This is a genomic window from Roseateles cavernae, assembly GCF_040187885.1.
GTDB lineage: Bacteria > Pseudomonadota > Gammaproteobacteria > Burkholderiales > Burkholderiaceae_C > Roseateles_E > Roseateles_E cavernae.
This window is the reverse complement of the sequence record NZ_JBDPLH010000013.1, coordinates 44481-65634: the sequence shown is the minus strand read 5'-3', so window position 1 is coordinate 65634 and position 21154 is coordinate 44481. Positions and strand designations below refer to the sequence as shown.

Here is a 21154-nt window from a genome sequence, read left to right as displayed (position 1 = left end):
CTCACGACACGGCCGAGCCTTTGGCGACCGCCAAGGCCCTAGCGCCTGTCCGTCAGCAATGGAGGTGCAGCATGCCCACCCGTCAACTCATGGTTACGCAGATCAAGTGCCTGGATGACACCAGCGAGGGCGGCAGCGATGCCCCTTATCTGATGGTCTTCATGGGTCATCGCAATGTGCCCGGCGGCAAGCTGATCCGCGTGCGCGATCCCGACTGGGATGGCGCTTTCCTCGCCGGCAAGACGATGAATATGCGACAGATCGTCAACGAGGCCGAGGCCGGCGGCGCCTTTGTCTTCGCCTGGCTGCTGGAAGAGGACTTTGACCCCGACCTCGGCAGCGGCGGCGTCCTGCAGCTGATGATGCAGTCGGTCTGGAATATCTACGGCGGCAGTGCCTGGGCCAATCTGAACAGCGATCAGCTGCGCTCCATCGTCCGACCGAAGCTGACCGATCTGCTCAAGAGCACGCTGTCCAATGATGAGTACCTGGGCTCGCACAGCTTCGTCGTGCCCCTGGTGACCACCGAGACCTCGCTGTCCCCGCTGAGCTACAGCGGCGATGGCGGCAGCTACAAGATCACGTTCACCGTGCGTATCAAGGGGGGCTGAGCCCGCTTGGCGGAGGCTGTGAGATTCGAACTCACGGACGGTTGCCCGTCGACAGTTTTCAAGACTGTTGGGTTAAACCACTCCCCCAAGCCTCCGGTTTCTGCCTTGCGCAGAGCGCGCATTCTAGCCGCTATGCAAGGCCCGGCTTCTGGGCCTGTGCGCAGTCCACCTGGATGATCTCCAGCACCCGGCCGGTCTCGACCCGGGCGGCCGTCAGGCGGCCGCCCCAGACGCAGCCGGTGTCCAGCGCCAGCAGGTCGGGGCGCTGCAGCAGGCCCAGCGTCGACCAGTGGCCGAAGGCGATCGGGGTGCCGGCGCTGCGCCGGCCGGGCACATCGAACCAGGGCAGGAAGCCCTCGGGCGCGCCATCGGCGTCCTTGGTCTTCAGGTCCAGCCGGCCCTGGGCATCGCAAAAGCGCAGCCGGGTCAGCACATTGACGATGAAGCGATATCGGGCGGTGCCGGCCAGGGACTCGTCCCAGCTCAGCGGCTCATTGCCATACATCTGTTGCAGAAAGTCCTGCAGATCGGGCCCGCGCAGCAACGCCTCGACCTCGCCGGCCAGGGCCAGCGTCTGCACCGCGTCCCATTGCGGCACGACGCCGGCATGCACCATCAACCAGCCCTGCTCGTGCCGGGCCAGGCGCTGCTGGCGCAGCCAGTCCAGCAGGGCCTCGCGGTCGGGCGCGTCCAGGATCTCGCTCAGCGTGTCGCTGCGGTGCGGCTTGCGGGTGCCGGCGGCGGCGGCCAGCAGGTGCAGGTCGTGGTTGCCCAGCAGGCAGCGGGCCGCGTCGCCCAGGCCCTGCAGGCGGCGCAGGGTGGCCAGCGAGGCCGGGCCGCGGTTGACGAGGTCGCCCAGCAGATAGAGCCGGTCGCGCGAGGGCGAGAAGTCCAGCGTGGCCAGCAGGCGCTCCAGCGCGTCGCAGCAGCCTTGCAGATCACCGATCAGATAGTTCATACCGGGATTGTGCGGTGGGTTTGTGTCATGGCCTTCTGCTACGCTTGCGCCCCCGAAAGAACCGATGCGCGACCGGGTTTACCCGAGGCTCGCGCTGCCAATGGATACCGCCCTAGTCATTTTTCTGATTCTGCTCAACGGCCTTTTCGCGATGTCGGAAATGGCGCTCACCGCCGCCCGCAAGGCCCGGCTGCAGGTGATGGTGGAAGGCGGGGAGTCCGGTGCCCAGGCGGCGATGGACCTGCATGAGAATCCGACCAAATACCTGTCGACCGTGCAGATCGGCATCACCTCGATCGGCGTGCTCAACGGCATCGTCGGCGAAGCCGCCTTCTCGGGCCCGCTGGCACTGTGGCTGATGGGGCTGGGTCTGGCCGAGCAGGCGGCCGACTACTCGGCCACCGGCCTGGTGGTGGTGATACTGACCGTGGCCACCATCATCTTCGGCGAGCTGGTGCCCAAGCGACTGGGGCAGATCTATCCGGAAACTGTGGCCCGCCTGGTGGCGCCGCCGATGAATTTCCTGTCGATGGCGGCGCGCCCGCTGGTCAAGTTCCTGACCTTCGCGACCGACGCGACCCTGGGCCTGCTGGGCCTGCGCGGCAAGGCGCAGCGCGGCGTCACCGAAGAGGAGATCGCGGCCAGCCTGGAAGAGGGGCTGGACGCCGGCGTGATCGAGGAGCAGGAGCACCAGATGGTGCGCAATGTGTTCCGGCTCGACGAGCGCCAGGTCGGCTCGATGATGATTCCGCGCGCCGAGATCGCCTGGCTCAATATCCATGACGAGGCGCCGCAGGTGCTGTCCATCCTGCAAGCCCATGGCTACAGCCGCTACCCGGTCTGCCGCGAAGGGCTCAACGATGTGATCGGCGTGGTCTCGGCCCAGACCCTGCTGCAGCGCGCGCTGTCGGGCCAGCCGCTGAACCTGGGCGACGATCTGGAGGCGCCGATCTTTGTGCCCGAGACCTTGTCGGGCATGGAGCTGCTGGACCATTTCCGCGGCTCGGATGCGCAGCTGGTCTTTGTCGTCGACGAGTACGGCGAGGTCCAGGGCGTGATCTCGGTGCGTGATGTGTTGGAAGCGATCGCGGGCGAGTTTTCGGCGCCCAGCGATGGCGATGCCTGGGCGGTGCAACGCGAGGACGGGAGCTGGCTGATGGACGGCCTGATTCCCAGCCCCGAGCTGAAGGACCGCCTGGACCTGAAGGAACTGCCCGAAGAGGATCGTGGGCGCTACAACACCCTGGCCGGCATGATCATGCTGCTGCTGGGGCGTTTGCCGCGCACGGCCGATGTGGTGGAGTGGAACGCCTGGAGATTCGAGGTCGTGGACCTCGATGGCAAGCGTGTGGACAAGGTGCTGGTCGAACGACTGGCTCAAGACGGAGATGATGAGAAATGAGCAACCCCCCTTTGTACGGCTCGCTGGTGCCGCTGGACCGTGAACAGCACAAGAACCTGCGCCTGCAGGCCGAGCTGCCGACGCTGGAGCGCGTCGCCGGCCTGAACTCGCTGTTCCTGACGGCGGTCGAGTTCGCCGATGCCTGCAAGGAATTCCCTATCGTGTTCGTGCGCGTCGGCGACAGCGCGCAGCAGCCCGCCGAAGGCGCCAAGCCGGCGGTGGCCCCGCTGGCCGTGTTCGGCCTGAAGCCGGGCAGCAATCTGTTCCTGAAGGACGGCCAGTGGACCGGCAACTACCTGCCCGCCTACCTGCGTCGCTACCCCTTCGCGATGGCCCGCATCAACAACAGCGACGACATCGCCGTCTGCTTTGACGAGCAGTGGAAGGGCTTTTCGCAGACCGAGGGTCAGCTGCTGTTCGCCGCCGACGGCCAGCCCACCGAGTTCACCGTCAACGCGAAGAACTTCCTCGAGAGCTTCGAGCGCGAGGCCGAGCGCACCCGCATGGTCTGCGCCCAGCTGCAGGAGTTCGACCTGCTGCAGGACATGCGCTTCGAGGCCACACTGCCCAATGGCGAGAAGATCGATGTCGACGGCTTCCTGGCCATCAACGAAGACAAGCTCGCGCAGCTGGAAGACGAGAAGGTGTTGCAGCTGCACCGCAGCGGCCTGCTGGGCCTGATCGAGATGCACCGTGTCTCGATGGGCAATATGAGCCGTCTGGCGCAGGCGCACAGCGCCGCTGCCTGAGGCTTGCCGCCACGCCGGGGCAAACCCGCTGCGGGTAAGCCCCGGGCTCGCAGTCCCGCCAGCCCTCGTTAGCATCGCTGCAAAGATCCTCAGGATGGGTTGATGTCAGTGCTGGTATTCGAGGGTTTTTTGTCCACGCCGCAGATGCTGGCGCTCTTCGACGAGAGCGCCATCGTGCAGGCCATGATGGACTTCGAGGCGGCGCTGGCGCGCGCCGAGGCCAAGGCCGGCGTGATCCCGCAGTCGGCCGCCCAGGCGATTGCCAGCCTGTGCCGGGCCGAGCTCTACGATGTGGCCGGCCTGGTCGCCGCCAGCGGCCGTGCCGGCAGCCTGGCGATACCGCTGGTCAAGAAGCTCACCGAGACGGTGGCCTTGTTCGACCCGGCCGCCGCCGGCTATGTGCACTGGGGCAGCACCAGCCAGGACGTGATCGACACCGCGATGGTCTTGCAGACCCGCCGTGCGCTGCGCCTGATCGACGACGATCTACTGAGCCTGTGCGGCCATCTGCTGGACCGGGCCGAGGCTGCCGACGCCACCCCGATGCTGGCCCGCACGCTGATGCAGCCGGCCCTGGTCAGCAGCCTGCGCTGCAAGCTGCTGAACTGGCTGATGCCGCTGCTGCGTTCGGCCCAGGCCTTGCGTGCCCGGGCCGACGAGGCCTTGCTGCTGCAGCTGGGCGGGGCCGCCGGCACGCTGGCCTCGCTGGGCGACAAGGCCGACGCGGTGGCGAGCCAGGTCGCGGCCGAGCTGCGCCTGCGCCTGCCGGATCAGTGCTGGCATACCCAGCGCGACCGCTGGGTGCGGCTCGGTGCCGAGCTGGGCGTGATGTGCGGCTCGCTGGGCAAGCTGGCGCGCGATCTCTCGCTGCTGGCCCAGGCCGAGGTCAGCGAGATGATGGAGGGCGCGGTCAGCGGCTCCGGCGGGTCCAGCGCGATGCCGCACAAGCGCAACCCGGTCGCCTGCATGCAGGCGCTGGCGGCGGCCCAGCGCGCGCCGCAGCGGGTCGCCGCGCTGCTGGCCTGCATGGGGCAGGAGCATGAGCGCGGCCTGGGCGGCTGGCAGGCCGAGCTGGCCGAGTGGACCGGCCTGCTGCTGAGCAGTCATGGCGCGCTGCAGGCGCTGGCCGGGGCGCTGGCGGCGCTGCGCATCGAGCCCGAGCGCATGCGGGCCAATATCGAGCGTCTTGATGATCTGGTTGCCGCCGAGGGCCTGGCCCTGCTGCTGGCGCGGGTCTGCGGCAAGGCGCGGGCGCATCAGCTGGTCGAGGGCCTGTCGCAGCAGGTCGCGGCCCAGGGCCGGCCCTTGCGGCTGCTGGCCCAGGGCCTGTGGCAGGGCGATGCCGAGTTCTCGCGCGGCATCAGCGCGGACGAGCTCGATGCGGTGTTCGATGTGCAGGCCGCCGCCCGCCATGCCGACGCCCGTGTGCACAAGGTGCTGCTGACGGCACGTTCACAATGGCAGTCCTTGATGGACCAACCGCTGGCGCCATGACCGCTCATCCCGATTCCGCCGATTCCCCCGACCAGCGCGACGACGATTTCGACCGCGGCCTCGTCAATCGCCGTGCCATGCTGGGCGAGGACTGGGTGCAGCGCTCGACCGCCGGCGCCACCGCCTTCAACGCCGAGTTCCAGGACTTCATCACCCGCTATGCCTGGCACGAGATCTGGGGCCGGCCGGGCCTGGACAAGCCGACCCGGCGCCTGCTGGTGCTGGGGATGACCATGGGCATGGCGCGCTGGGAGGAGTTCGAGCTGCACTGCCGCGCGGCCGTCCGTGGCGGCGTGCCCATTGCCAAGATCCAGGAGACCCTGCTGCAGGGCGCGATCTACTGCGGCGTGCCGGCGGCCAATACCGCCTTCAAGATCACCGGCGAGATCCTCAAGGCCGAGGGCCTGGCGCCGCTGCCGGCGCCGCTGACGCGCGCGGTACGCCCGCGCGCGCAGCACACCTTCAGCCAGCCGCAGCTGCATCTGCTGCTGCAGGGCGAGGGTGGCGGCGTGCCCATCGTGTTCGCCCATGCGCTGGGCCTGGATGCCCATCTCTGGGACGGCCTGGCCGCCGCGCTCGGCGGGCAGCACCCGACCCTGCGCTATGACCAGCGCGGCCATGGCGAATCCGCCCGGCCCGCCGGCCCCTACCGCCTGGACGAGCTGGTCGACGATGCCGCGCGGCTGATACGCGAATGGGGCCGCGGGCCGGTCTGCTTTGTCGGCCTGTCGCTGGGCGGCATGGTGGGGCAGGGCCTGGCCCTGAAGCACCCGGAGCTGCTGCGCGGCCTGGTGCTGGCGCACACGACGGCGCAGTATCCCGAGGCCGCGCGCGCCGCCTGGGCCCAACGCATCGCGGCGGTCGAGGCCGGCGGCATGGCGGCGGTGGCCGGCATGGTCACCGAGCGCTATCTGCATGCCGATTTCCGCGCCGCCGAGCCCGAGGCCACAACCTTCTTGCACAGCCGCTTGCTGGCCCAGGATCCGGCCGCCTATATCGCCGCCTGCCAGGCGGTGTGCGGGGTCGACTATCTGGAGGCCTTGGGCGCGGTGCGCTGCCCGACCCTGGTGATCGCCGGCGCGCTGGACCAGGGCGCCACCCCGGCGATGGCCGAGGCCATCGCGCAGCGCATCCCGGGCGCGCGGCTGGAGGTGCTGGCCGGCGCCTCGCACCTGAGCCCGCTGGAGCAGCCCGAGGCCTTGCTGGGCCTGCTCAGGCCCTTTGCCGCCGGGCTTTGAGCTGGCCGGGTGAGCAGCCGAACTCGCGCTTGAAGGCGGTGGCGAAGTTGCCCGGGCTGTTGTAGCCGGCACTCAGGGCCGCTTCGGTGACGCTATGCCCCTCGTGCTCGATCGAACGGCGCGCGATCGAAAGCCGCCGGCGGCGCAGATGCTCGAACACCGTGCAGCCATAGGCGAGGCGGAACTGCTGCTGCAAGGTGTTCTCGTGCAGGCCCAGTTCCAGCGCGATCTCGGCCAGGCTCCAGCCATCGGCGGCGCCGCTGTCCAGCAGCTCGCGGGCCGCCCGCATGCGAGCGGGCGGGCCGGCATCGGTGTGCTGGCTGCCCAGCGCCTCGGCCAGCAGCTCGATGACCCGGCATTCGGTCTGCAGCCGTGCCAGGCCATGGTCGGCGACCGGCGTGCCGATGATGGCATCGGCCAGGCCCTGCAGGCGTCGGCTGGCCCGCCATGAGCGCATGTTCAGATGCGGGGTGGCCGGCGTCAGCCCGGCTTGCTCCAGCCAGTCCGGGCCGACCCACAGGCTGAGCTTGCGCTCCGGGCCTGGGCCGCAGTCGCTGCGCTCGAAGCTGTCGTTCTCGCGCAGCGCTATCAGCGCACCGTCGGCACCGGCCTGGGCCACCAGCCGCAGCCGGCGCCCGCCATACGCCACCTGGACCTCTCCGGCCAGCACCATCACCAGATAGAGCCCGGCCGAGGCCGCGCCGCCGCCATCGCCGCGGTGGGCATGGCGCACATCGCTGCAGCGCAGCTCCAGGCCGGGGCGCAGCCGGATCATTTGACAAAGCGCAGTCTCTCGCATCGCAGGGTGGGGTCTCGCAAAGGTCGGCGTGGTGGCCGCAAAAGCGCCGGCCGGCAGGGAATGGAATACTCGCTGGCTTCATGTTAATGCAAATCATTCTTATTTGGTTTGTAGAATCCACTCCGCAAAGAACCCCATGCCGACCCTCCCAAGACTCCGTCCCCTCGTGCTGGCCCTGTTGGCGGCCGGCGCCCAGGCCCAGACCGCCAGCCTCGACCGCGTGGTCGTGACCGCCAGCGGCCATGAGCAGATCGTGCGCGAAGCGCCGGCCAGCATCAGCGTGATCACCCGCGAGCAGCTGGCCCACAAGCCCTATGCCAACCTGGAGGACGCGGTGCGCCATATCGAGGGCGTCAGCGTGGTGGGTCCCGGCCCCAGCGCCAAGGACATCATGATCCGCGGCCTGCCCGGCGAGTACACGCTGATCCTGGTGGACGGCCGGCGCCAGAACACCCGCGAAACGATGAACCGCGGCACCAGCGGCGTGGCCGCCTGGCAGACCCCGCCGCTGGAGGCGATCGAGCGCATCGAGGTGGTGCGCGGCCCGATGTCGGCGCTGTACGGCGCCGACGCGATGGGTGGGGTGATCAATGTCATCACGCGCAAGAACCTGGCGCAATGGACCGGCTCGGCCTCGCTGGGCTTCACCCAGGCCGAGGACAAGATCCAGGGCGACGCGCGCCAGCTCGACTTCTGGCTGGGCGGCCCGATCAAGACCGATCTGCTGGGCCTGCAGATCTACGGCAGCAGCAGCCGGCGCGACGAGGATCGCTTCTACCTCCCGGCCAATGCCACCAGCGGCGCCTACGGCACATCGAACCGCCAGCTGACGGCCAAGCTGAGCCTGACGCCGGCCGCCGGCCAGTCCTTCTGGCTGGAGGCCGGCAGCGGCGCGCTGAAGCAGGAAAGCAGCGCCGGCAAGACCAGCGCACCGACCGCCAAGCACTATGAGATGGAGCAGGCCCGCACGCACTGGGCGCTCAGCCATCGCGGCGCCTGGGACTGGGGTGGCTCGCGCCTGGCCCTGTACCAGGAGAGCGGCGAGCAGAAGGTCTGGGATGCCGGCCTGCTCGGTGCGGTGCGCCCCGAGATCGTCAACACCGTGCTGGACGGCCTGCTGACCCTGGCCTTCGGCCAGCACCGCCTCAATCTGGGCGGCCAGCTCAACCGCAGCCGCCTGTCCGGCATCGGCAAGGAATCGCCGGTGGCCGGCCACCCGGCCAGCCCCGACAGCGTCAGCGACAAGTCCAGCGCGCTGTTCGCCGAGGACGAATGGCAGCTCGGCGAGGCCCTGGCCCTGACCACCGGCCTGCGCCTCGATCATGCCGACCGCTACGGCTCGCACTGGAGCCCGCGCGTCTACGGCGTCTACCAGCTCGACGCCCAATGGACCTTGCGCGGCGGCGTCGCCAAGGGCTTCAAGTCACCGACCTTGCGCCAGACCACGGCCGGCTACTGCATGAGCACCGGCGGCAGCTCGCCGCGGCGCGGCTCGCTGTGCGGCAATCCGGGCCTGAAGCCAGAGCAAAGCAGCAGCGCCGAGCTGGGCCTGCGCTATGACGGCAAGCAGGGCCGCAGCGCCTCGGCCGCGCTGTTCCACAACCAGTTCCGCAACAAGGTGGTCAGCTACAGCACCGGCAAGGTCGATCCGCTGAACCCGGCGCTGGACGTCTACATCTACGACAACGTGGCGCGGGTCAAGCTCAGCGGCCTGGAGCTGGCCGCCGCCTGGCCGCTGGCCGCCGACTGGGCCCTGGCCGGCAATTACACCTACACCCGCTCGCGCCGCCAGGGCGGCGGCGAACCCTCGTTCGACGGCAGCCCGCTGGACGGCCGGCCGCTGGACAAGACGCCCGAGCACAAGGCCTCGCTGCGCCTGGACTGGGCTCAGGGTCAGGTCTTGTCCGGCTATGCCCGGCTCAGCGCCGAGGGCAAGCAGTACTGGGCGGGCTTTCGCAACGGCGCGCGCAATGTGCGCGAGCGCAAGGGGCTGACGACCGTGGACCTGGGCGGCGCCTGGCGCCTGAACAGCACGCTGACGCTCAGCGCGGCCCTGCTCAATCTCGCCGATGAGCAGGTCGCGGTGGACGAGCGCGGCCGCAACACCGGCCTGGACGGCAACTGGATGCTGGACGAAGGCCGCCGCGTCTGGCTGGGCCTGAATGCCAAGTTCTGAGGCCCGCACCATGTTCAAGTCCCAAGCCAGCGTGGCCACCCCCCAGGCCGAACAGTTCCTGTTCAAGCTCGCCAAGCATTTTGCGAAAAAGATCCCGGTCGAGCTGCAGCCGCAGCACGCGCGGCTGGCCTTCGAATTCGGCCTGTGCGAGATGAGCGCCCCCGATCCGGCCACGCTTTGTTTTGACTGTCAGGCCGCCGATGCCGCGAGCCAGGCCCGCCTGCATGGGGTGCTGGACTCGCATCTGCAATTGATGACACGCCGCGAACCGCTGCTCTTGCAGTGGCGGACGCTTTGAGGAGAAGCCCATGTTGAAGAGAAGATCCCTGTTGTTGAGTGCCGGCCTGCTGGCCCTGCCTGCGTGGGCGCAGGAGGTGCGCGAGGTCAAGGATGCGCAGGGCCGCGCGCTGCGCGTGCCGGCCGCGCCGCAGCGGGTGCTGGTGCTGTCGGAGCGCGATCTGGACATCGTGCTGGCCCTGGGTGTGAAGCCGGTGGGCAGCACCCTGGGGCGCGGCCAGCAAAGCCTGCCGGCCTATCTGCTGGAGCGCGCCGCCGGCGTGCCCGGTGTCGGCGCCTTTGCCCAGCCCAGCCTGGACCGGGTGCTGGCCCTGCAGCCCGATCTGATCCTGGCCGGCGGCCTCGGCGATGCGCAGCTGCTGAGCCAGCTCGGCAAGATCGCGCCGACGCTGGTGACATCGACCAACACCGACAGCTGGCAGCAGACGCTGGCGCGCGTGGCGGCGATGCTGGGCCGCGAGGCCCAGGCCAAGGCGGTTGTCGAGAGCTACCAGGCCAAGGCCGCCGCGCTGCGCAAGCAGCTCGCCGGCGAGGCCGGCAAGAGCGCCAGCATCGTGCGTTGGACCCCCTCGGGCCCGGTCTATATGAAGGGCGATGCCTTTGCCGGCCAGGTGCTGGCCGACCTGGGCCTGGGCCGGCCGGCGTCCCAGCAGGAGCCGGGCGCCGGGCACTCGGGCCCGCTGTCGCGCGAGGCCTTGAGCAAGATCGATGGCGACTGGCTCTTCATGGGCATGTTCAGGAGCGGCCGCGCCCATGATCCCGAGGCTTTGGCGGCCCTGCTGCGCCAGCCCGAATTCAAGGAGCTGGGCGCCGCCAAGGCCGGCCGGGTGCGCGAGGTCGATGCCTCGCTGTGGACCGTCACCGGCGGCCCGCTGGCGGCGCTGGCGGTGCTGGACGAGGCGGCCCAGGCCTTGCTGAGCCGGCGGTGAGGGCCTCGCTGGGCCTGATGGGCGCGCTGCTGGTCCTGAGCCTGCTGGCCTTGCTCTTGGGGCCTGGGCGTGTCGGCCCGGCCCAGAGCTGGGCCTGGCTGGGCGGTGCGGCGGTCGACGCGCATGCGCAGATGGTGCTGGGCCAGCTGCGCGCGCCGCGCCTGGGCGCGGCCCTGCTGGTCGGCGCGGCGCTGGGGGCGGCCGGCGTGCTGCTGCAGGCGGTGACGCGCAACCCGCTGGCCGAGCCGGGGCTCTTGGGCGTGAATGCCGGCGCGACGCTGGCGATCGCGGCCGGCTTTGTGTTGCAGGGCCACCTCGGCGCCCAGGCCCAGCTGTTCTGGGCCCTCGGCGGAGCGCTGGCCGGCAGCGCCCTGGTGCTGCTGCTGGCCCGCGCCGGCGATGCGCGGGTGTCGCCGCTGCGCCTGGTGCTGGCCGGCCTGGCGCTGGCGGCCAGCGCGCGCGGCTTCATGGCCTTCTTGCTGCTGGCCAGCGAGCAGGGGCTGGACCAGTTCCGCTTCTGGGTGCTGGGCTCGCTGGCCCGGGTCACGCCCGAGGCGCTGTTGCTGGGCTGCGCGCCGCTGCTGGCGGGCCTGGCCCTGGCCGGCCTGCTGGCGCGGCCGCTGGATCTGCTGAGCCTGGGTGACGAGCTGGCGACGACCCTGGGCGGGCGGCCGGCACTGCTGCGCTGGAGCGCGGTGCTGGTGGTGGGGCTGCTGGCCGGCGGCGCGGTGGCGCTGGTCGGGCCGATCGCCTTTCTGGGCTTTGTCGCGCCCTATCTGGCGCGCGCGCTCGGTGCGCTGGCGCTGGGCGCGCAGCTGCGCCTGGCGATGCTGCTGGGCGCGGGCCTGCTGGTGGCAGCGGATATCGTCGCGCGCCTGGTGGTGCAACCCTTCGAGGCGCCGGTCAGCGCGGTGATCGCCATCCTGGGCGCGCCGCTGCTGATCTGGATGGTGCGCAGCCAGGGCTGGCTGGCCTTGAGCGCGCCGGGCGGGGGCGGGCGATGAGCGGCGCGGCATGGGTCTGGCGCCATCGCGGCTGGTCGCTGCGTCTGCAGCCGCAGCGGCTGGCGCTGCATCTGCTGTGCCTGCTCGGGCTGCTGGCCACGGCCGCGCTGGCCCTGATGCTGGGCGACACGCGGCTGGGCCCGGCCGCGCTCTGGCAGGGCCTGGTGGGGACCAGCGGGCCGCAGGTCTTTCTGGTGCAGGAGCTGCGGCTGCCGCGGGTGGTGGCCGGCGCGCTGCTCGGCGCGGCGCTGGGTGCTTCGGGCCTGCTTTTACAGACCCTGGCGCGCAACCGCCTGGCCAGCCCGGACCTGCTGGGCATCAGCGACGGCGCGACCCTGGCGATGGGCGTGAGCCTGCTGTGGAGCGCCGAGGGCCTGCTGGGCCCCTGGTGGCAGGCCTTGGTCGGCGCGCTGCTGACGGTGCTGCTGGTGCTGGCGGCCGCCGGCGGCAGCGGCCGCCAGGGCTATCGGGTGCTGGTGGTGGGCCTGGGTCTGGCCAGCCTGCTGCGGGCGCTGTTCGATCTGGTGCTGGCCACCTTGCCGGTGATGCACAGCAGCGCGGTCTACAGCTTCAGCGTCGGCAGCCTGCTGGCGCGCGGCTACGAGGTGGCCGCGCCGGTGGGGGCGGCGCTGGCCGTGCTGGTGCTGCTGCTGGCGCCGCTGGCGCGGAGCCTGGGCCTGCTGGGCCTGGGCGACGAGATGGCGCGCAGCCTGGGCCTGCGGCCCGAGCCGCTGCGCCTGGCCGTGCTGCTGCTGGCGGCGGCCATGGCCGGGCTGGGGGTCAGCGTGGCCGGGCCGCTGGGTTTTGTCGCGATCGCCGCGCCCATCCTGACGCGCGCGCTGTTCGGCGGTCTGGGCCTGCCGCTGGCGGCCGCGATGGCGCTGGGCGCGAGCCTGGTGCTGGCGGCCGACACGCTGGGCCGCAGCGTGCTGGCGCCGGTGGAGCTGCCGGCCGGGGTGATCACCGGCATGCTGGGCGGGCCCTTCTTGCTCTGGGTGCTGCTGCGCCAAACGGAAGCACAGGATTGATATGGATTTGAAAGTACAGGGGCTGCACGCCCGCTATCGCGACAAGCCGGTGCTGCAGGGGCTGGATCTGGCCTTGCCGGCCGGCCAGGTGCTGGCCATCGTCGGACCCAATGGCTGCGGCAAATCGACGCTGCTGCGCTGCATCGCGCGGCTGCACCGGCCGAGCCAGGGCCAGGTCTTGCTGGGCGGCGAGGATGTCTGGCGCAGGACCCCGGGGCAGATGGCGCGGGCCATCGGCCTGCTGCCGCAGCACACCCAGGCGCCGATGGGCATCACGGTGGCGCAGCTGGTGGCCTTCGGCCGCCGACCGCACCAGGGCCTGCTGCGCCAATGGTCGGTGGCGGACGCGGCGGCGGTGCATGAGGCCCTGGTCGAGACCGATATGCTGGCGCTGGCCGGCCAGGCGCTGGAGCGGCTGTCGGGCGGCCAGCGCCAGCGCGCCTGGCTGGCCATGGTGCTGGCCCAGGGCACGCCCTGGCTGCTGCTGGACGAGCCCACCAGCATGCTGGACCTGGGCCACCAGGTCGAGCTGCTGTCGCTGGTGCGGCGGCTGGCGCGGGCCGGGCGCAGCGTCGTGATGGTGCTGCATGACCTGGCTGCGGCGGCCCGTTATGCCGACCGGCTGCTGGCGCTGCACGAGGGTCGGGTCTTGCGCTGCGCTGCGCCGAGCGAGGTCGTGACGCCCGAGCTGGTGCGGCGGCTGTACGGCATCGAGGCCCATGTGCTGAAGGCGCCGGATGATGGGGCGCCGCTGGTCGTGCCGGTGCTGCAATGACGGCCCGTCGCCTGATCCTGTGGATCGCGATGGCCGCGCTGCTGCCGGCCGCCCAGGCCAACCCCGCCTGGGCGCCGGTAAGCCTGGAACACACGCGCAGCTTCGAGATGAGCTCGCGCCACACCGGCCAGCGCTACCGCATCTTCATCGGCCTGCCCAGCCGCGCGGCGCCCAGCGCCGGCTATCCGGTGCTCTATGCGCTGGACGGCGCGCGCTTCTTTCCCTTGCTGGACGCCGCCCGCGACAAGCCCAGCGTCAACCAGGCCCATGCCGCCCGCTTCGCCGCCCGCCACGGCGAGGCGCCGGACGGCCTGGTGGTGGGCATAGGCTATGCCAGCGGCGAGCGCGTCGATCTCGACGCCCGCTCGCTGGACTACACGCCGGCCCATGACTGCAAGCCGCCCTGCGAGGGCGTCGGGGCGCTGGGCTCGGGCGGGGCCGAGCGCTTTCTGGACTTCATCGACGAGGAGCTGAAACCGCTGATCGCGCGCGAGTTTCCCGTCGACGCGCGGCGCCAGACCCTGTTCGGCCACTCCTATGGCGGCCTGTTCACGCTGTATGCGCTGATGCAGCGGCCCGGCAGCTTCCAGCGCTATTACGCGCTGAGCCCCTCGCTGTGGTTCGGTGATGCGCTGCTGATGCAGCGCCTGCCGGGCTTTGTGGCCGGCCTGCGCGCGAAGCCGCAGCCGGCGCGCCTGCGCGTGGTGGTCGGCATGCAGGAGGAGTTCATGCCCGGCGGCGCGCCCCATCCTTTTGCCGGCCGCCGGATGGTGAGCCACCCGCGGGCCTTCGCCGAGCAAGCGGCCGAGGCCGGCCTGACGGCGAGCTTTGAGGCGCTGGACGGCGAGAACCATGGCTCCATCGTCTTTCGGGCACCGCCGCGATTGATCGCTTTCGCGTTCGGCCCCTGATCGCTGATCACGACCTGTCCCCCCTGGAATCGGGGTTTCCCCCTTGAGTGGGGCTTGCAGTTGTAAGTTTCTTGTGTCAATTGTTTGGGTGACATGTCTTGCCGCTGTTTCGGCATTTCCTCACGCTAGACTGCGCCGCAGCGCGTTGGATCAGCAAAGGAAGTCATGCAGCAAGACGGTTTTGCCATGGGTACACAAGAGGGCCTGCAGCAGTTGGTGGGACTGCAAGCACTGAGGTCCGGAGCTCATGGCGGTAGTTTTGCCATGTTCAGGGAACGCGCCACCCACCCCCATGTCAATGGCTTTGCCATTCATGCGGCGCACTCGAGCCATCACCGTGCGCTGGCCGGTCAACTGGTCCAGCAGCGCTATTCGGAGCGCGGCTATCGTGTCCATCAGGCGGTCGGCGCGGCTCATGCGACACCGGAGCTGCTGACCCTGAGTGCGACGGCACCCGAGGGCACGCTGGGCACGCTGGGCATACGCTATGACTCGGCGCGTGGCCTGAATGCCGATGCAGTGTTCGAGCAGGAGATGAATGCCTTGCGCAGCCAGGGGCGCAGCCTGTGCGAGTTCACCCAGCTGGCGCTGGACGCGCAGGCCGCGTCCAAGCGCGTGCTGGCCGCCTTGTTCCATAGCGCCTATCTGCACGCCTCACACCTGCGCGGCGCGGAGCTGCTGGTGATCGAGGTCAACCCGCGTCATGTGGCCTATTACCGCCGCATGCTGGGTTTCAAGGTTTGCAGCGAGGCGCGGCTGAACCCTCGCGTGCATGCGCCGGCCGTGCTGATGGTGCTGGAGTTCTCGCATATCGCGCAGCAGATCGCCCGCTACGGCGGCCAGCCGGCGCTGGCCACGGTGGCTCGCACCCTCTATCCCTACGCCTTCGACCCGGTCAAGGCGGCCGAGGTGCTGGCGAGCCTGCGCGACGAGGCCCAGCCGCAGATCTGCTGAACGGGATCCTCAGGCCAGGATGATGGTCACTGCCGGCCAGCGTTGCGCGTAGCGCTTTTGCGCGACACGCTGGCGGTAGGTTTCGATGCTGACGCGGCGCGGGTTGCGCCGCACCCGCATCGCGAACAGATCCTCCAGGCCGAGCGGGGCGATCACCGTCAGGCCCTCATCGGCCTCCAGCCGCACACCCACCGCCGTTGCGTACTCGGGCCAGGAGGCCACCGCATCCTCCAGTGAGGTCAGCGGCGCCACCGCATGGCCGAACACCGATTCGAACCACAGGTGCACGCCGGCCTGGTTGGTGACTTCCCAGGGAATGCCCGGCAGGGCCTGTTGCAGGCGGGCCTGCAGCGCCGCATCGCGGGCCGGGGACAGGTCTTGCGCATCGAAGAACACCAGATCCAGATCGGCCAATGGGGAGGGTTCGGTGTGGCCGTGCAAGGCATCCCAGACCAGATTGCGCAGCACCCCGGCACCGATGCACCAGGACGGCAGCTCCAGCGCTCGTGCGGCCCGCAGCGCCGCCATCAGCCAGGGGCTGGCGCGCACCAGCGCGCGCAGCGCCTCCTCATGCCTGCCCATCAGGGCGTCACGGCGCGCCAGCCGAGCTGACGCGACAGCTCCAGCCCGGCCCGCTTGAGCGTCTGCGCCAGTGCGCCGTCCAGGCGCAGGTCGAAGCTGCCGCTGGGGCCGATGGCGGTCAGGCTCAGGACCATGCGGCCCTGGTCATCGAACACCGGCGCGGCCAGCGCGCTGACGCCGGCGACGACGCCGTCATGCGAGTGGGCGATGCCCAGCAGCCGGGCCTGGGCCAGATGATCGTCCAGCGCGCCATCGAAGACGATGGCCGGGTCGGCCGCCAGGACCTGCTCGCGCGGCAGGTGGGCGGCGAACAGCCGGCCCGAGGCGGTGCCGGCCAGGCTCATCACCGTGCCGTGGCGCATGCTGATGTGGACCGGGCTTGAGGCCTCGGCCACCCGCACGATGGTCGGCCCGTGATTGCCCCAGACGGCGATCGCCACCGTGTGACCCAGCAGCAGGGCCAGCTCCTCGATGCGCGGCGTGGCCAGGCGCACCGGGTCGTACTGCTGCAGGCTGATCAGGCCCAGCTGCAAGGCCAGCGGACCCAGGCCATAGCGACCGCTGCCGGCCTCCTGCTCGACCAGACCCAGCTTGATGAAGCTGACCAGATAGGGGTGGGCCTTGGCCGGGGGCATCTCGGCCTGGCGGGCCAGATCCTTCAGCGCCAGCGGCCGACCGTGGTGGGCCAGCGCGATCAGCAACTGGCCGCCGACCTCCACGCTCTGGATGCCGCGCGGGCCGCGTTCGGTCGGGTTCGTCTCTGCGTCGCTGGGCTTCACTAGGGTTTCTACCTAAAACAATCAATTAGACATTAACAAACGCGATGACTAAGATCAAGCTGTTGATTCGTTATAGGCGAATGAATTTGTCAAAGATTAAATTCATTCCCGATCTGCCTGCCACCCGAAACCAGCCGCCGCCACCATGAACACCAAGACTTTTGCGTCCCAAGCCGATCTGGAGGTCAAGAAGGTCAGCTTCGACAAGCTGTCCGACCATGCCTGGGCCTACACGGCCGAGGGCGATCCGAACACCGGCATCGTGATCGGCGATGACGCGGTGATGGTGATCGACACCCAGGCCACGCCGGTGATGGCCCAGGACGTGATCCGCCGCATCCGCGAGGTCACCGACAAGCCGATCAAGTATGTGCTGCTAAGCCACTATCACGCGGTGCGGGTGCTGGGCGCCAGCGCCTACCAGCCCGAGCACATCATCGCCAGCCAGGACACGTTTGATCTGATCGTCGAGCGCGGCGAGCAAGACAAGGCCAGCGAGATCGGCCGCTTCCCGCGGCTGTTCCAGGCGGTCGAGTCGGTGCCGGATGGCATGACCTGGCCCACCGTCACCTTCACCGGCAAGATGACGATGTTCCTCGGCAAGCTCGAGGTGCAGATCCTGCAGCTGGGGCGTGGCCATACCAAGGGGGACACGGTGGTCTGGCTGCCGCAGGACAAGGTCCTGTTCTCCGGCGATCTGGTCGAGTTCGACGCCACGCCCTATGCCGGCGACGCCTACTTCAAGGACTGGCCGCAGACCCTGGACAATATCGCCGCGCTGAAGCCCGAGAAGCTGGTGCCCGGCCGCGGCCGCGCGCTGCAGAACCCGGCCGAGGTGGCGGCCGGCCTGTCGGGCACGCGCGCCTTTGTCTCCGAGCTCTACGAGAGCGTCAAGGCCGGGGCCAGCGCGGGCCGCGATCTGAAGACGGTGTACCGCGAGACCTATGAGCGCCTGGCACCGAAGTACGGCCAGTGGGTGATCTTTGCCCATTGCATGCCTTTCGATGTGACCCGTGCCTATGACGAAGCCACCCAGTACCCGGACCCGCGCATCTGGACCGCCGAGCGCGATATCGCGATGTGGCAGGCGCTGGAAGACATCAAGGCCTGAGGGAGAGTCAGCGATGAAGATCGAACGCATCCACCACGTCGCCTACCGCTGCCTGGACGCCAAGACCACGGTGCAGTGGTACGGCCAGCATCTGGGCATGGACTTTGTACTGGCCATTGCCGAGGACAAGGTGCCGTCCACCAAGGCCGAGGACCCCTATATGCATCTCTTCCTCGATGCCGGCGGCGGCAATGTGCTGGCCTTCTTCGAGCTGCCGACGGCCAAGCCCATGGGCCGTGACGCCAATACGCCGGAATGGGTGCAGCACATCGCCTTCAAGGTCGGCAGCGTGGCCGAGCTGGAGGCCAAGAAGACCGAGCTGGAAGCGGCCGGCATCGAGGTGATCGGTGTCACCGATCACACCCTCTTCAAAAGCATCTACTTCTTCGACCCCAACGGCCACCGCGTCGAGCTGGCGGCCGATGTCGGCACGCCGGCCATGTATGCGCAGCTCGATGCCTGCAAATGGCAGATGCTGGAGGAGTGGAGCCAGACCAAGCGTGCGCCCAAGCATGCGGCCTGGATGCACGACAAGGAATTCCAGGCCCAGGCGCACTGAGGCCGGCCCATGCTGAAGACCTATACCTTCCCGGTCTACGACTACCGGCAGAGCCCGGCCCAGCGCGAGGGCCAGGTTTTGCGCCATCCGGTCGTCATCATCGGCGCCGGTCCGGTGGGGCTGACGGCCGCGCTGGACTGCGCCGCGCGCGGCATTCCGGTGCTGCTGCTGGACGACAACAACAGCGTCAGCCAGGGCTCGCGCGCGGTCTGCTATGCCAAGCGCTCGCTGGAGATCTGGGACCGCCTGGGCGTCGGCGCTGCGCTGGCCGGGCAGGGCGTGCGTTGGCAGGTCGGCAAGGTGTTCTTCCGCGACGAGCTGGCCTACCAGTTCGATCTGCTGCCGCAGCCGGCCCACCAGCTGCCGGCCATGGTCAATCTGCAGCAATACCATCTGGAAGAGCGCCTGGTCGCCGCCTGCGAGGCCCAGCCGCTGATCACGCTGGCGTGGAAGCACAGACTGGTGGCCTTGGAGCAGGGCGAGGAGGCCGCGACGCTGACGGTGGAGACCCCGGATGGCCAGTTCCAGCTGCAGGCTCAGTGGCTGCTGGCCTGCGACGGTGCCGGCAGCGACACCCGCCGCATGCTGGGCCTGGACTTCGAGGGCCAGGTCTTTCAGGACCGCTTCTTGATCGCCGACGTCATCATGAAGGCGGACTTCCCCACCGAACGCTGGTTCTGGTTCGATCCACCCTTCCACCGCGGCCAGTCGGTGCTGCTGCACAAGCAATGCGACGGCGTCTGGCGCATTGATTTCCAGCTCGGCCGCGATGCCGATCCGGCCGAGGAGAAGAAGCCCGAGAAGGTGATTCCGCGCATCCAGGCGATGCTGGGCCCGGATGTCGAATTCGAGCTGGAATGGGTGTCGGTCTACCAGTTCGCCTGCCGGCGCGCCAGGACCTTCCGCCAGGGCCGGGTGCTGCTGCTCGGCGATGCGGCGCACCAGGTCTCGCCCTTCGGCGCGCGCGGCGCCAACAGCGGCGTGCAGGATGCCGACAATCTGGGCTGGAAGCTCAAGGCGGTGCTGGACGGCGCCGCGCCCGAAAGCCTGCTGGACAGCTACCAGATCGAACGCGCCGCCGCAGCCGACGAGAACATCCTGAACTCGACCCGCGCGACCGACTTCATCAGCCCCAAGAGCCGCGCCTCGCTGCGCCTGCGCAATGCGGTGCTGGAGCTGGCCAAGACCGAGGCCTTTGCCCGGCCCCTGGTCAATAGCGGCCGGCTGTCGACGCCCACCCATTACGCCGGCTCGCCGCTGAACACGCCCGACCAGGATGAGTTTGCCGGCACGCTGCGCCCCGGCAGCCCCTGTCTCGATGCGCCGCTGGGCGAGGGCTGGCTGCTCCATCAGCTGGGCCAGGGCTTTTTCACGCTGCTGAGCTTCGGCCCGGCCGAGCCGGTCAGCGTCGGCGATACCGTGGCCCTGCCGCTGATCGTGCCGGCCGATGGCCTGCTGGCCGAGCGCTATGACGCGCGGCCCGGCAGCGTCTACCTGATACGCCCCGACCAGCATCTGGCCGCGCGCTGGCGCCGCTTCGATGCGGCCAAGATCCAAGCCGCGCTGCGGCGCTGCCTGGGAGTGTTGCCCTCATGAGCCGTTTGATACGCAGCCCCCATATCGCCGATCCCGATGGCTTTTACGAAGCCTTGATCGAGGCCCAGCGCGATCTGGGCGACGAGCAGGCCGACATGCTGCTGGCCAAGCTGGTGCTGATACTGGCCAACCACGTCGGCGAGCGTGAGTTGCTCGATGAGGCGCTGGCGCTGGCCCGTGCCAACACGCTGGCGGCTTCCTGATTTCCTTCCTCTTCCAAGCGAGTCCTGATCCATGTTTCTTGTGTCCCGCCGTTCCCTGCTCCTGAGTCTGGCCGCCGCTGCCGCCACGCCGGCTTTTGCCTATCCCGACAAGCCGGTCGAGTGGGTCGTGCCCTATCCGGCCGGCGGTGGCGCCGATGTGGTGGCCCGCAGCCTGGCCGAGGCCATGGGCCAGACCCTGGGCCAGACCCTCATCATCAATAACAAGCCCGGCGCGGCCACCAATATCGGCGCGGACTATGTGGTCAAGTCCAAGGCCGATGGCCAGGTGCTGCTGACCGCCGACACCGCCACCCTGGCGGCCAATCCCTGGCTCTACAGCAAGCTGCCCTACAAGGCCGAGCAAGACCTGGCCCCGGTGGGCCTGGTGGCACGCTTTCCGATGCTGCTGGTGGTCAATGCCAATGTGCCGGTGAAGAACTACAAGGAGTTCCTGGCCTGGGCCAAGACCCAGGACGGGCTGAACTACGCGACCCCCGGTGCCGGGAGCCCCCATCATCTGGCCACCGAGCTGCTGCGTGACCGCGCCAAGCTGAGCCTGACCCACATTCCCTACCGCGGTGCGGCCCCGGCGGTGCAGGATGTGGTCGGCGGCCAGGTGCCCTTCATGTTCATCGACACCGCGGCCGGCTACCCGCACATCCTCTCGGGCAAGCTGCGCGCGCTGGCCGTGGCCAGCCCGGCCCGCATCAAGACCTTTGCCGAGGTGCCGACCTTTGCCGAGCAGGGCCTGCCCGGTTTCGAGGCCTATGCCTGGCAGGGCCTGGTCGTGCCGGCCGGCACGCCAGCCCCGGTGATCGCAACGCTGAACAAGGCGCTGCAGGACGCACTGGCCAGCACCGCCGTGAAGGCGCGCTTCCAGACCCTGGGCCTGGAGGCGCTGGGCGGCACGCCCGAGCAGATGCGCGCCTACTGGAAGCAGGAGCTGGCCAAATGGGGGCAGGTGATCAAGGCCGCCAATATCAAACTGGACTGATGCGC

At 69.5% G+C, this 21154-nt stretch carries 22 protein-coding genes and 1 tRNA gene; 18 read left to right on the top strand and 5 right to left on the bottom strand.

Annotated elements, in window-relative coordinates; all coding sequences use genetic code 11:
• Positions 1–71 precede the first annotated feature (71 nt).
• Positions 72–611 carry a hypothetical protein gene (locus tag ABGI63_RS23515; protein WP_137944021.1) on the top strand — a complete coding sequence of 180 codons (540 nt, stop codon included), beginning with the start codon at positions 72–74 and terminating at the stop codon, positions 609–611.
• A gap of 7 nt (positions 612–618) precedes the next feature.
• Here the strand turns inward: ABGI63_RS23515 and ABGI63_RS23510 are convergent.
• Positions 619–706: transfer RNA gene (locus ABGI63_RS23510), tRNA-Ser, on the bottom strand.
• Positions 707–741: 35 nt separating this feature from the next.
• Positions 742–1569 carry a symmetrical bis(5'-nucleosyl)-tetraphosphatase gene (locus ABGI63_RS23505; protein WP_349744994.1) on the bottom strand — a complete coding sequence of 276 codons (828 nt, stop codon included), beginning with the start codon at positions 1567–1569 and terminating at the stop codon, positions 742–744.
• Positions 1570–1669: 100 nt separating this feature from the next.
• Here ABGI63_RS23505 and ABGI63_RS23500 point away from each other — a divergent pair, with 100 nt between their 5' ends.
• From ABGI63_RS23500 to pcaCD, 4 genes are all read left to right on the top strand, one after another.
• Positions 1670–2971: a hemolysin family protein gene (locus tag ABGI63_RS23500; RefSeq protein WP_349744993.1), complete on the top strand. Its 1302-nt coding sequence runs from the start codon at positions 1670–1672 to the stop codon at positions 2969–2971.
• Positions 2968–3720, top strand: a complete 753-nt coding sequence (locus ABGI63_RS23495) for a SapC family protein (RefSeq protein ID WP_137944018.1) — start codon at positions 2968–2970, stop codon at positions 3718–3720. Before ABGI63_RS23500 ends, ABGI63_RS23495 begins: the two co-directional genes overlap by 4 nt.
• Before the next feature lie 102 nt (positions 3721–3822).
• Complete coding sequence (gene pcaB, locus ABGI63_RS23490; RefSeq protein ID WP_349744991.1) at positions 3823–5214, top strand: 3-carboxy-cis,cis-muconate cycloisomerase; 1392 nt, start codon at positions 3823–3825, stop codon at positions 5212–5214.
• A complete protein-coding gene (gene pcaCD, locus ABGI63_RS23485) occupies positions 5211–6452 on the top strand; it encodes a bifunctional 4-carboxymuconolactone decarboxylase/3-oxoadipate enol-lactonase PcaCD (RefSeq protein WP_349744990.1) in 1242 nt (413 codons plus the stop codon). The genes pcaB and pcaCD overlap by 4 nt, the downstream gene beginning before the upstream one ends.
• On the opposite strand, the gene ABGI63_RS23480 is transcribed toward pcaCD, so the two are convergent.
• On the bottom strand, positions 6427–7227 hold the full coding sequence (locus ABGI63_RS23480) for a helix-turn-helix transcriptional regulator (protein ID WP_349744989.1): 801 nt from the start codon (positions 7225–7227) through the stop codon (positions 6427–6429). The two genes, pcaCD and ABGI63_RS23480, sit on opposite strands and share 26 nt — an antisense overlap.
• A gap of 190 nt (positions 7228–7417) precedes the next feature.
• Between ABGI63_RS23480 and ABGI63_RS23475 the strand changes: the two genes are divergently transcribed.
• From ABGI63_RS23475 to ABGI63_RS23440, 8 genes are all read left to right on the top strand, one after another.
• The gene (locus ABGI63_RS23475) at positions 7418–9427 is read left to right on the top strand and encodes a TonB-dependent receptor domain-containing protein (RefSeq protein WP_349744988.1); all 2010 of its coding nucleotides are present in this window, start codon (positions 7418–7420) and stop codon (positions 9425–9427) included.
• Between the two features lie 10 nt (positions 9428–9437).
• Complete coding sequence (locus ABGI63_RS23470) at positions 9438–9725, top strand: DUF2218 domain-containing protein (protein ID WP_349744987.1); 288 nt, start codon at positions 9438–9440, stop codon at positions 9723–9725.
• 10 nt (positions 9726–9735) lie between these two features.
• Entirely contained in the window at positions 9736–10653 is a 918-nt protein-coding gene (locus ABGI63_RS23465) for an ABC transporter substrate-binding protein (protein ID WP_349744986.1), read from the top strand.
• Positions 10650–11657 (top strand): FecCD family ABC transporter permease, encoded by a 1008-nt coding sequence (locus ABGI63_RS23460; RefSeq protein WP_349744985.1) that lies wholly within the window; start codon positions 10650–10652, stop codon positions 11655–11657. The genes ABGI63_RS23465 and ABGI63_RS23460 overlap by 4 nt, the downstream gene beginning before the upstream one ends.
• Positions 11654–12685: a FecCD family ABC transporter permease gene (locus tag ABGI63_RS23455; protein WP_349744984.1), complete on the top strand. Its 1032-nt coding sequence runs from the start codon at positions 11654–11656 to the stop codon at positions 12683–12685. The genes ABGI63_RS23460 and ABGI63_RS23455 overlap by 4 nt, the downstream gene beginning before the upstream one ends.
• A gap of 1 nt (position 12686) precedes the next feature.
• A complete protein-coding gene (locus tag ABGI63_RS23450; protein ID WP_349744983.1) occupies positions 12687–13460 on the top strand; it encodes an ABC transporter ATP-binding protein in 774 nt (257 codons plus the stop codon).
• Positions 13457–14371 carry an alpha/beta hydrolase gene (locus ABGI63_RS23445; protein WP_349744981.1) on the top strand — a complete coding sequence of 305 codons (915 nt, stop codon included), beginning with the start codon at positions 13457–13459 and terminating at the stop codon, positions 14369–14371. The genes ABGI63_RS23450 and ABGI63_RS23445 overlap by 4 nt, the downstream gene beginning before the upstream one ends.
• A 264-nt stretch (positions 14372–14635) precedes the next feature.
• Positions 14636–15325 carry an N-acyl amino acid synthase FeeM domain-containing protein gene (locus ABGI63_RS23440; RefSeq protein ID WP_349744980.1) on the top strand — a complete coding sequence of 230 codons (690 nt, stop codon included), beginning with the start codon at positions 14636–14638 and terminating at the stop codon, positions 15323–15325.
• Positions 15326–15334: 9 nt separating this feature from the next.
• Here the strand turns inward: ABGI63_RS23440 and ABGI63_RS23435 are convergent, their stop codons facing one another.
• Together ABGI63_RS23435 and ABGI63_RS23430 are read right to left on the bottom strand one after the other, a co-directional pair.
• Complete coding sequence (locus tag ABGI63_RS23435) at positions 15335–15907, bottom strand: nucleotidyltransferase family protein (RefSeq protein WP_349744979.1); 573 nt, start codon at positions 15905–15907, stop codon at positions 15335–15337.
• Complete coding sequence (locus tag ABGI63_RS23430) at positions 15907–16686, bottom strand: IclR family transcriptional regulator (RefSeq protein WP_349744977.1); 780 nt, start codon at positions 16684–16686, stop codon at positions 15907–15909. Before ABGI63_RS23430 ends, ABGI63_RS23435 begins: the two co-directional genes overlap by 1 nt.
• 145 nt (positions 16687–16831) lie before the next feature.
• On the opposite strand from ABGI63_RS23430, the gene ABGI63_RS23425 reads away from it, so the two are divergent.
• Genes ABGI63_RS23425 through ABGI63_RS23405 form a run of 5 tightly spaced genes read left to right on the top strand, consistent with a single transcriptional unit; the run spans position 16832 to position 21149 of the window.
• Positions 16832–17797 carry an MBL fold metallo-hydrolase gene (locus ABGI63_RS23425; RefSeq protein WP_349744976.1) on the top strand — a complete coding sequence of 322 codons (966 nt, stop codon included), beginning with the start codon at positions 16832–16834 and terminating at the stop codon, positions 17795–17797.
• A 13-nt stretch (positions 17798–17810) separates the two neighbouring features.
• The gene (locus ABGI63_RS23420) at positions 17811–18356 is read left to right on the top strand and encodes a VOC family protein (protein WP_349744975.1); all 546 of its coding nucleotides are present in this window, start codon (positions 17811–17813) and stop codon (positions 18354–18356) included.
• A 9-nt stretch (positions 18357–18365) separates the two neighbouring features.
• On the top strand, positions 18366–19952 hold the full coding sequence (locus ABGI63_RS23415) for an FAD-dependent oxidoreductase (RefSeq protein ID WP_349744974.1): 1587 nt from the start codon (positions 18366–18368) through the stop codon (positions 19950–19952).
• Positions 19949–20155 (top strand): DUF2783 domain-containing protein, encoded by a 207-nt coding sequence (locus tag ABGI63_RS23410; RefSeq protein ID WP_349744973.1) that lies wholly within the window; start codon positions 19949–19951, stop codon positions 20153–20155. Before ABGI63_RS23415 ends, ABGI63_RS23410 begins: the two co-directional genes overlap by 4 nt.
• Before the next feature lie 31 nt (positions 20156–20186).
• Positions 20187–21149 (top strand): Bug family tripartite tricarboxylate transporter substrate binding protein, encoded by a 963-nt coding sequence (locus tag ABGI63_RS23405; protein WP_349744972.1) that lies wholly within the window; start codon positions 20187–20189, stop codon positions 21147–21149.
• The last annotated feature ends 5 nt before the right edge of the window (positions 21150–21154 follow it).

What these genes read in the sequence shown, in the direction of transcription:
- ABGI63_RS23515 (WP_137944021.1), top strand. Translation starts at nt 72, where the DNA reads ATGCCCACCCGTCAACTCATGGTTACGCAGATCAAGTGCCTGGATGAC.
- ABGI63_RS23505 (WP_349744994.1), bottom strand. Translation starts at nt 1,569, where the DNA reads ATGAACTATCTGATCGGTGATCTGCAAGGCTGCTGCGACGCGCTGGAG.
- ABGI63_RS23500 (WP_349744993.1), top strand. Translation starts at nt 1,670, where the DNA reads ATGGATACCGCCCTAGTCATTTTTCTGATTCTGCTCAACGGCCTTTTC.
- ABGI63_RS23495 (WP_137944018.1), top strand. Translation starts at nt 2,968, where the DNA reads ATGAGCAACCCCCCTTTGTACGGCTCGCTGGTGCCGCTGGACCGTGAA.
- pcaB (WP_349744991.1), top strand. Translation starts at nt 3,823, where the DNA reads ATGTCAGTGCTGGTATTCGAGGGTTTTTTGTCCACGCCGCAGATGCTG.
- pcaCD (WP_349744990.1), top strand. Translation starts at nt 5,211, where the DNA reads ATGACCGCTCATCCCGATTCCGCCGATTCCCCCGACCAGCGCGACGAC.
- ABGI63_RS23480 (WP_349744989.1), bottom strand. Translation starts at nt 7,227, where the DNA reads ATGATCCGGCTGCGCCCCGGCCTGGAGCTGCGCTGCAGCGATGTGCGC.
- ABGI63_RS23470 (WP_349744987.1), top strand. Translation starts at nt 9,438, where the DNA reads ATGTTCAAGTCCCAAGCCAGCGTGGCCACCCCCCAGGCCGAACAGTTC.
- ABGI63_RS23465 (WP_349744986.1), top strand. Translation starts at nt 9,736, where the DNA reads ATGTTGAAGAGAAGATCCCTGTTGTTGAGTGCCGGCCTGCTGGCCCTG.
- ABGI63_RS23455 (WP_349744984.1), top strand. Translation starts at nt 11,654, where the DNA reads ATGAGCGGCGCGGCATGGGTCTGGCGCCATCGCGGCTGGTCGCTGCGT.
- ABGI63_RS23450 (WP_349744983.1), top strand. Translation starts at nt 12,687, where the DNA reads ATGGATTTGAAAGTACAGGGGCTGCACGCCCGCTATCGCGACAAGCCG.
- ABGI63_RS23445 (WP_349744981.1), top strand. Translation starts at nt 13,457, where the DNA reads ATGACGGCCCGTCGCCTGATCCTGTGGATCGCGATGGCCGCGCTGCTG.
- ABGI63_RS23440 (WP_349744980.1), top strand. Translation starts at nt 14,636, where the DNA reads ATGTTCAGGGAACGCGCCACCCACCCCCATGTCAATGGCTTTGCCATT.
- ABGI63_RS23435 (WP_349744979.1), bottom strand. Translation starts at nt 15,907, where the DNA reads ATGGGCAGGCATGAGGAGGCGCTGCGCGCGCTGGTGCGCGCCAGCCCC.
- ABGI63_RS23425 (WP_349744976.1), top strand. Translation starts at nt 16,832, where the DNA reads ATGAACACCAAGACTTTTGCGTCCCAAGCCGATCTGGAGGTCAAGAAG.
- ABGI63_RS23420 (WP_349744975.1), top strand. Translation starts at nt 17,811, where the DNA reads ATGAAGATCGAACGCATCCACCACGTCGCCTACCGCTGCCTGGACGCC.
- ABGI63_RS23415 (WP_349744974.1), top strand. Translation starts at nt 18,366, where the DNA reads ATGCTGAAGACCTATACCTTCCCGGTCTACGACTACCGGCAGAGCCCG.
- ABGI63_RS23410 (WP_349744973.1), top strand. Translation starts at nt 19,949, where the DNA reads ATGAGCCGTTTGATACGCAGCCCCCATATCGCCGATCCCGATGGCTTT.
- ABGI63_RS23405 (WP_349744972.1), top strand. Translation starts at nt 20,187, where the DNA reads ATGTTTCTTGTGTCCCGCCGTTCCCTGCTCCTGAGTCTGGCCGCCGCT.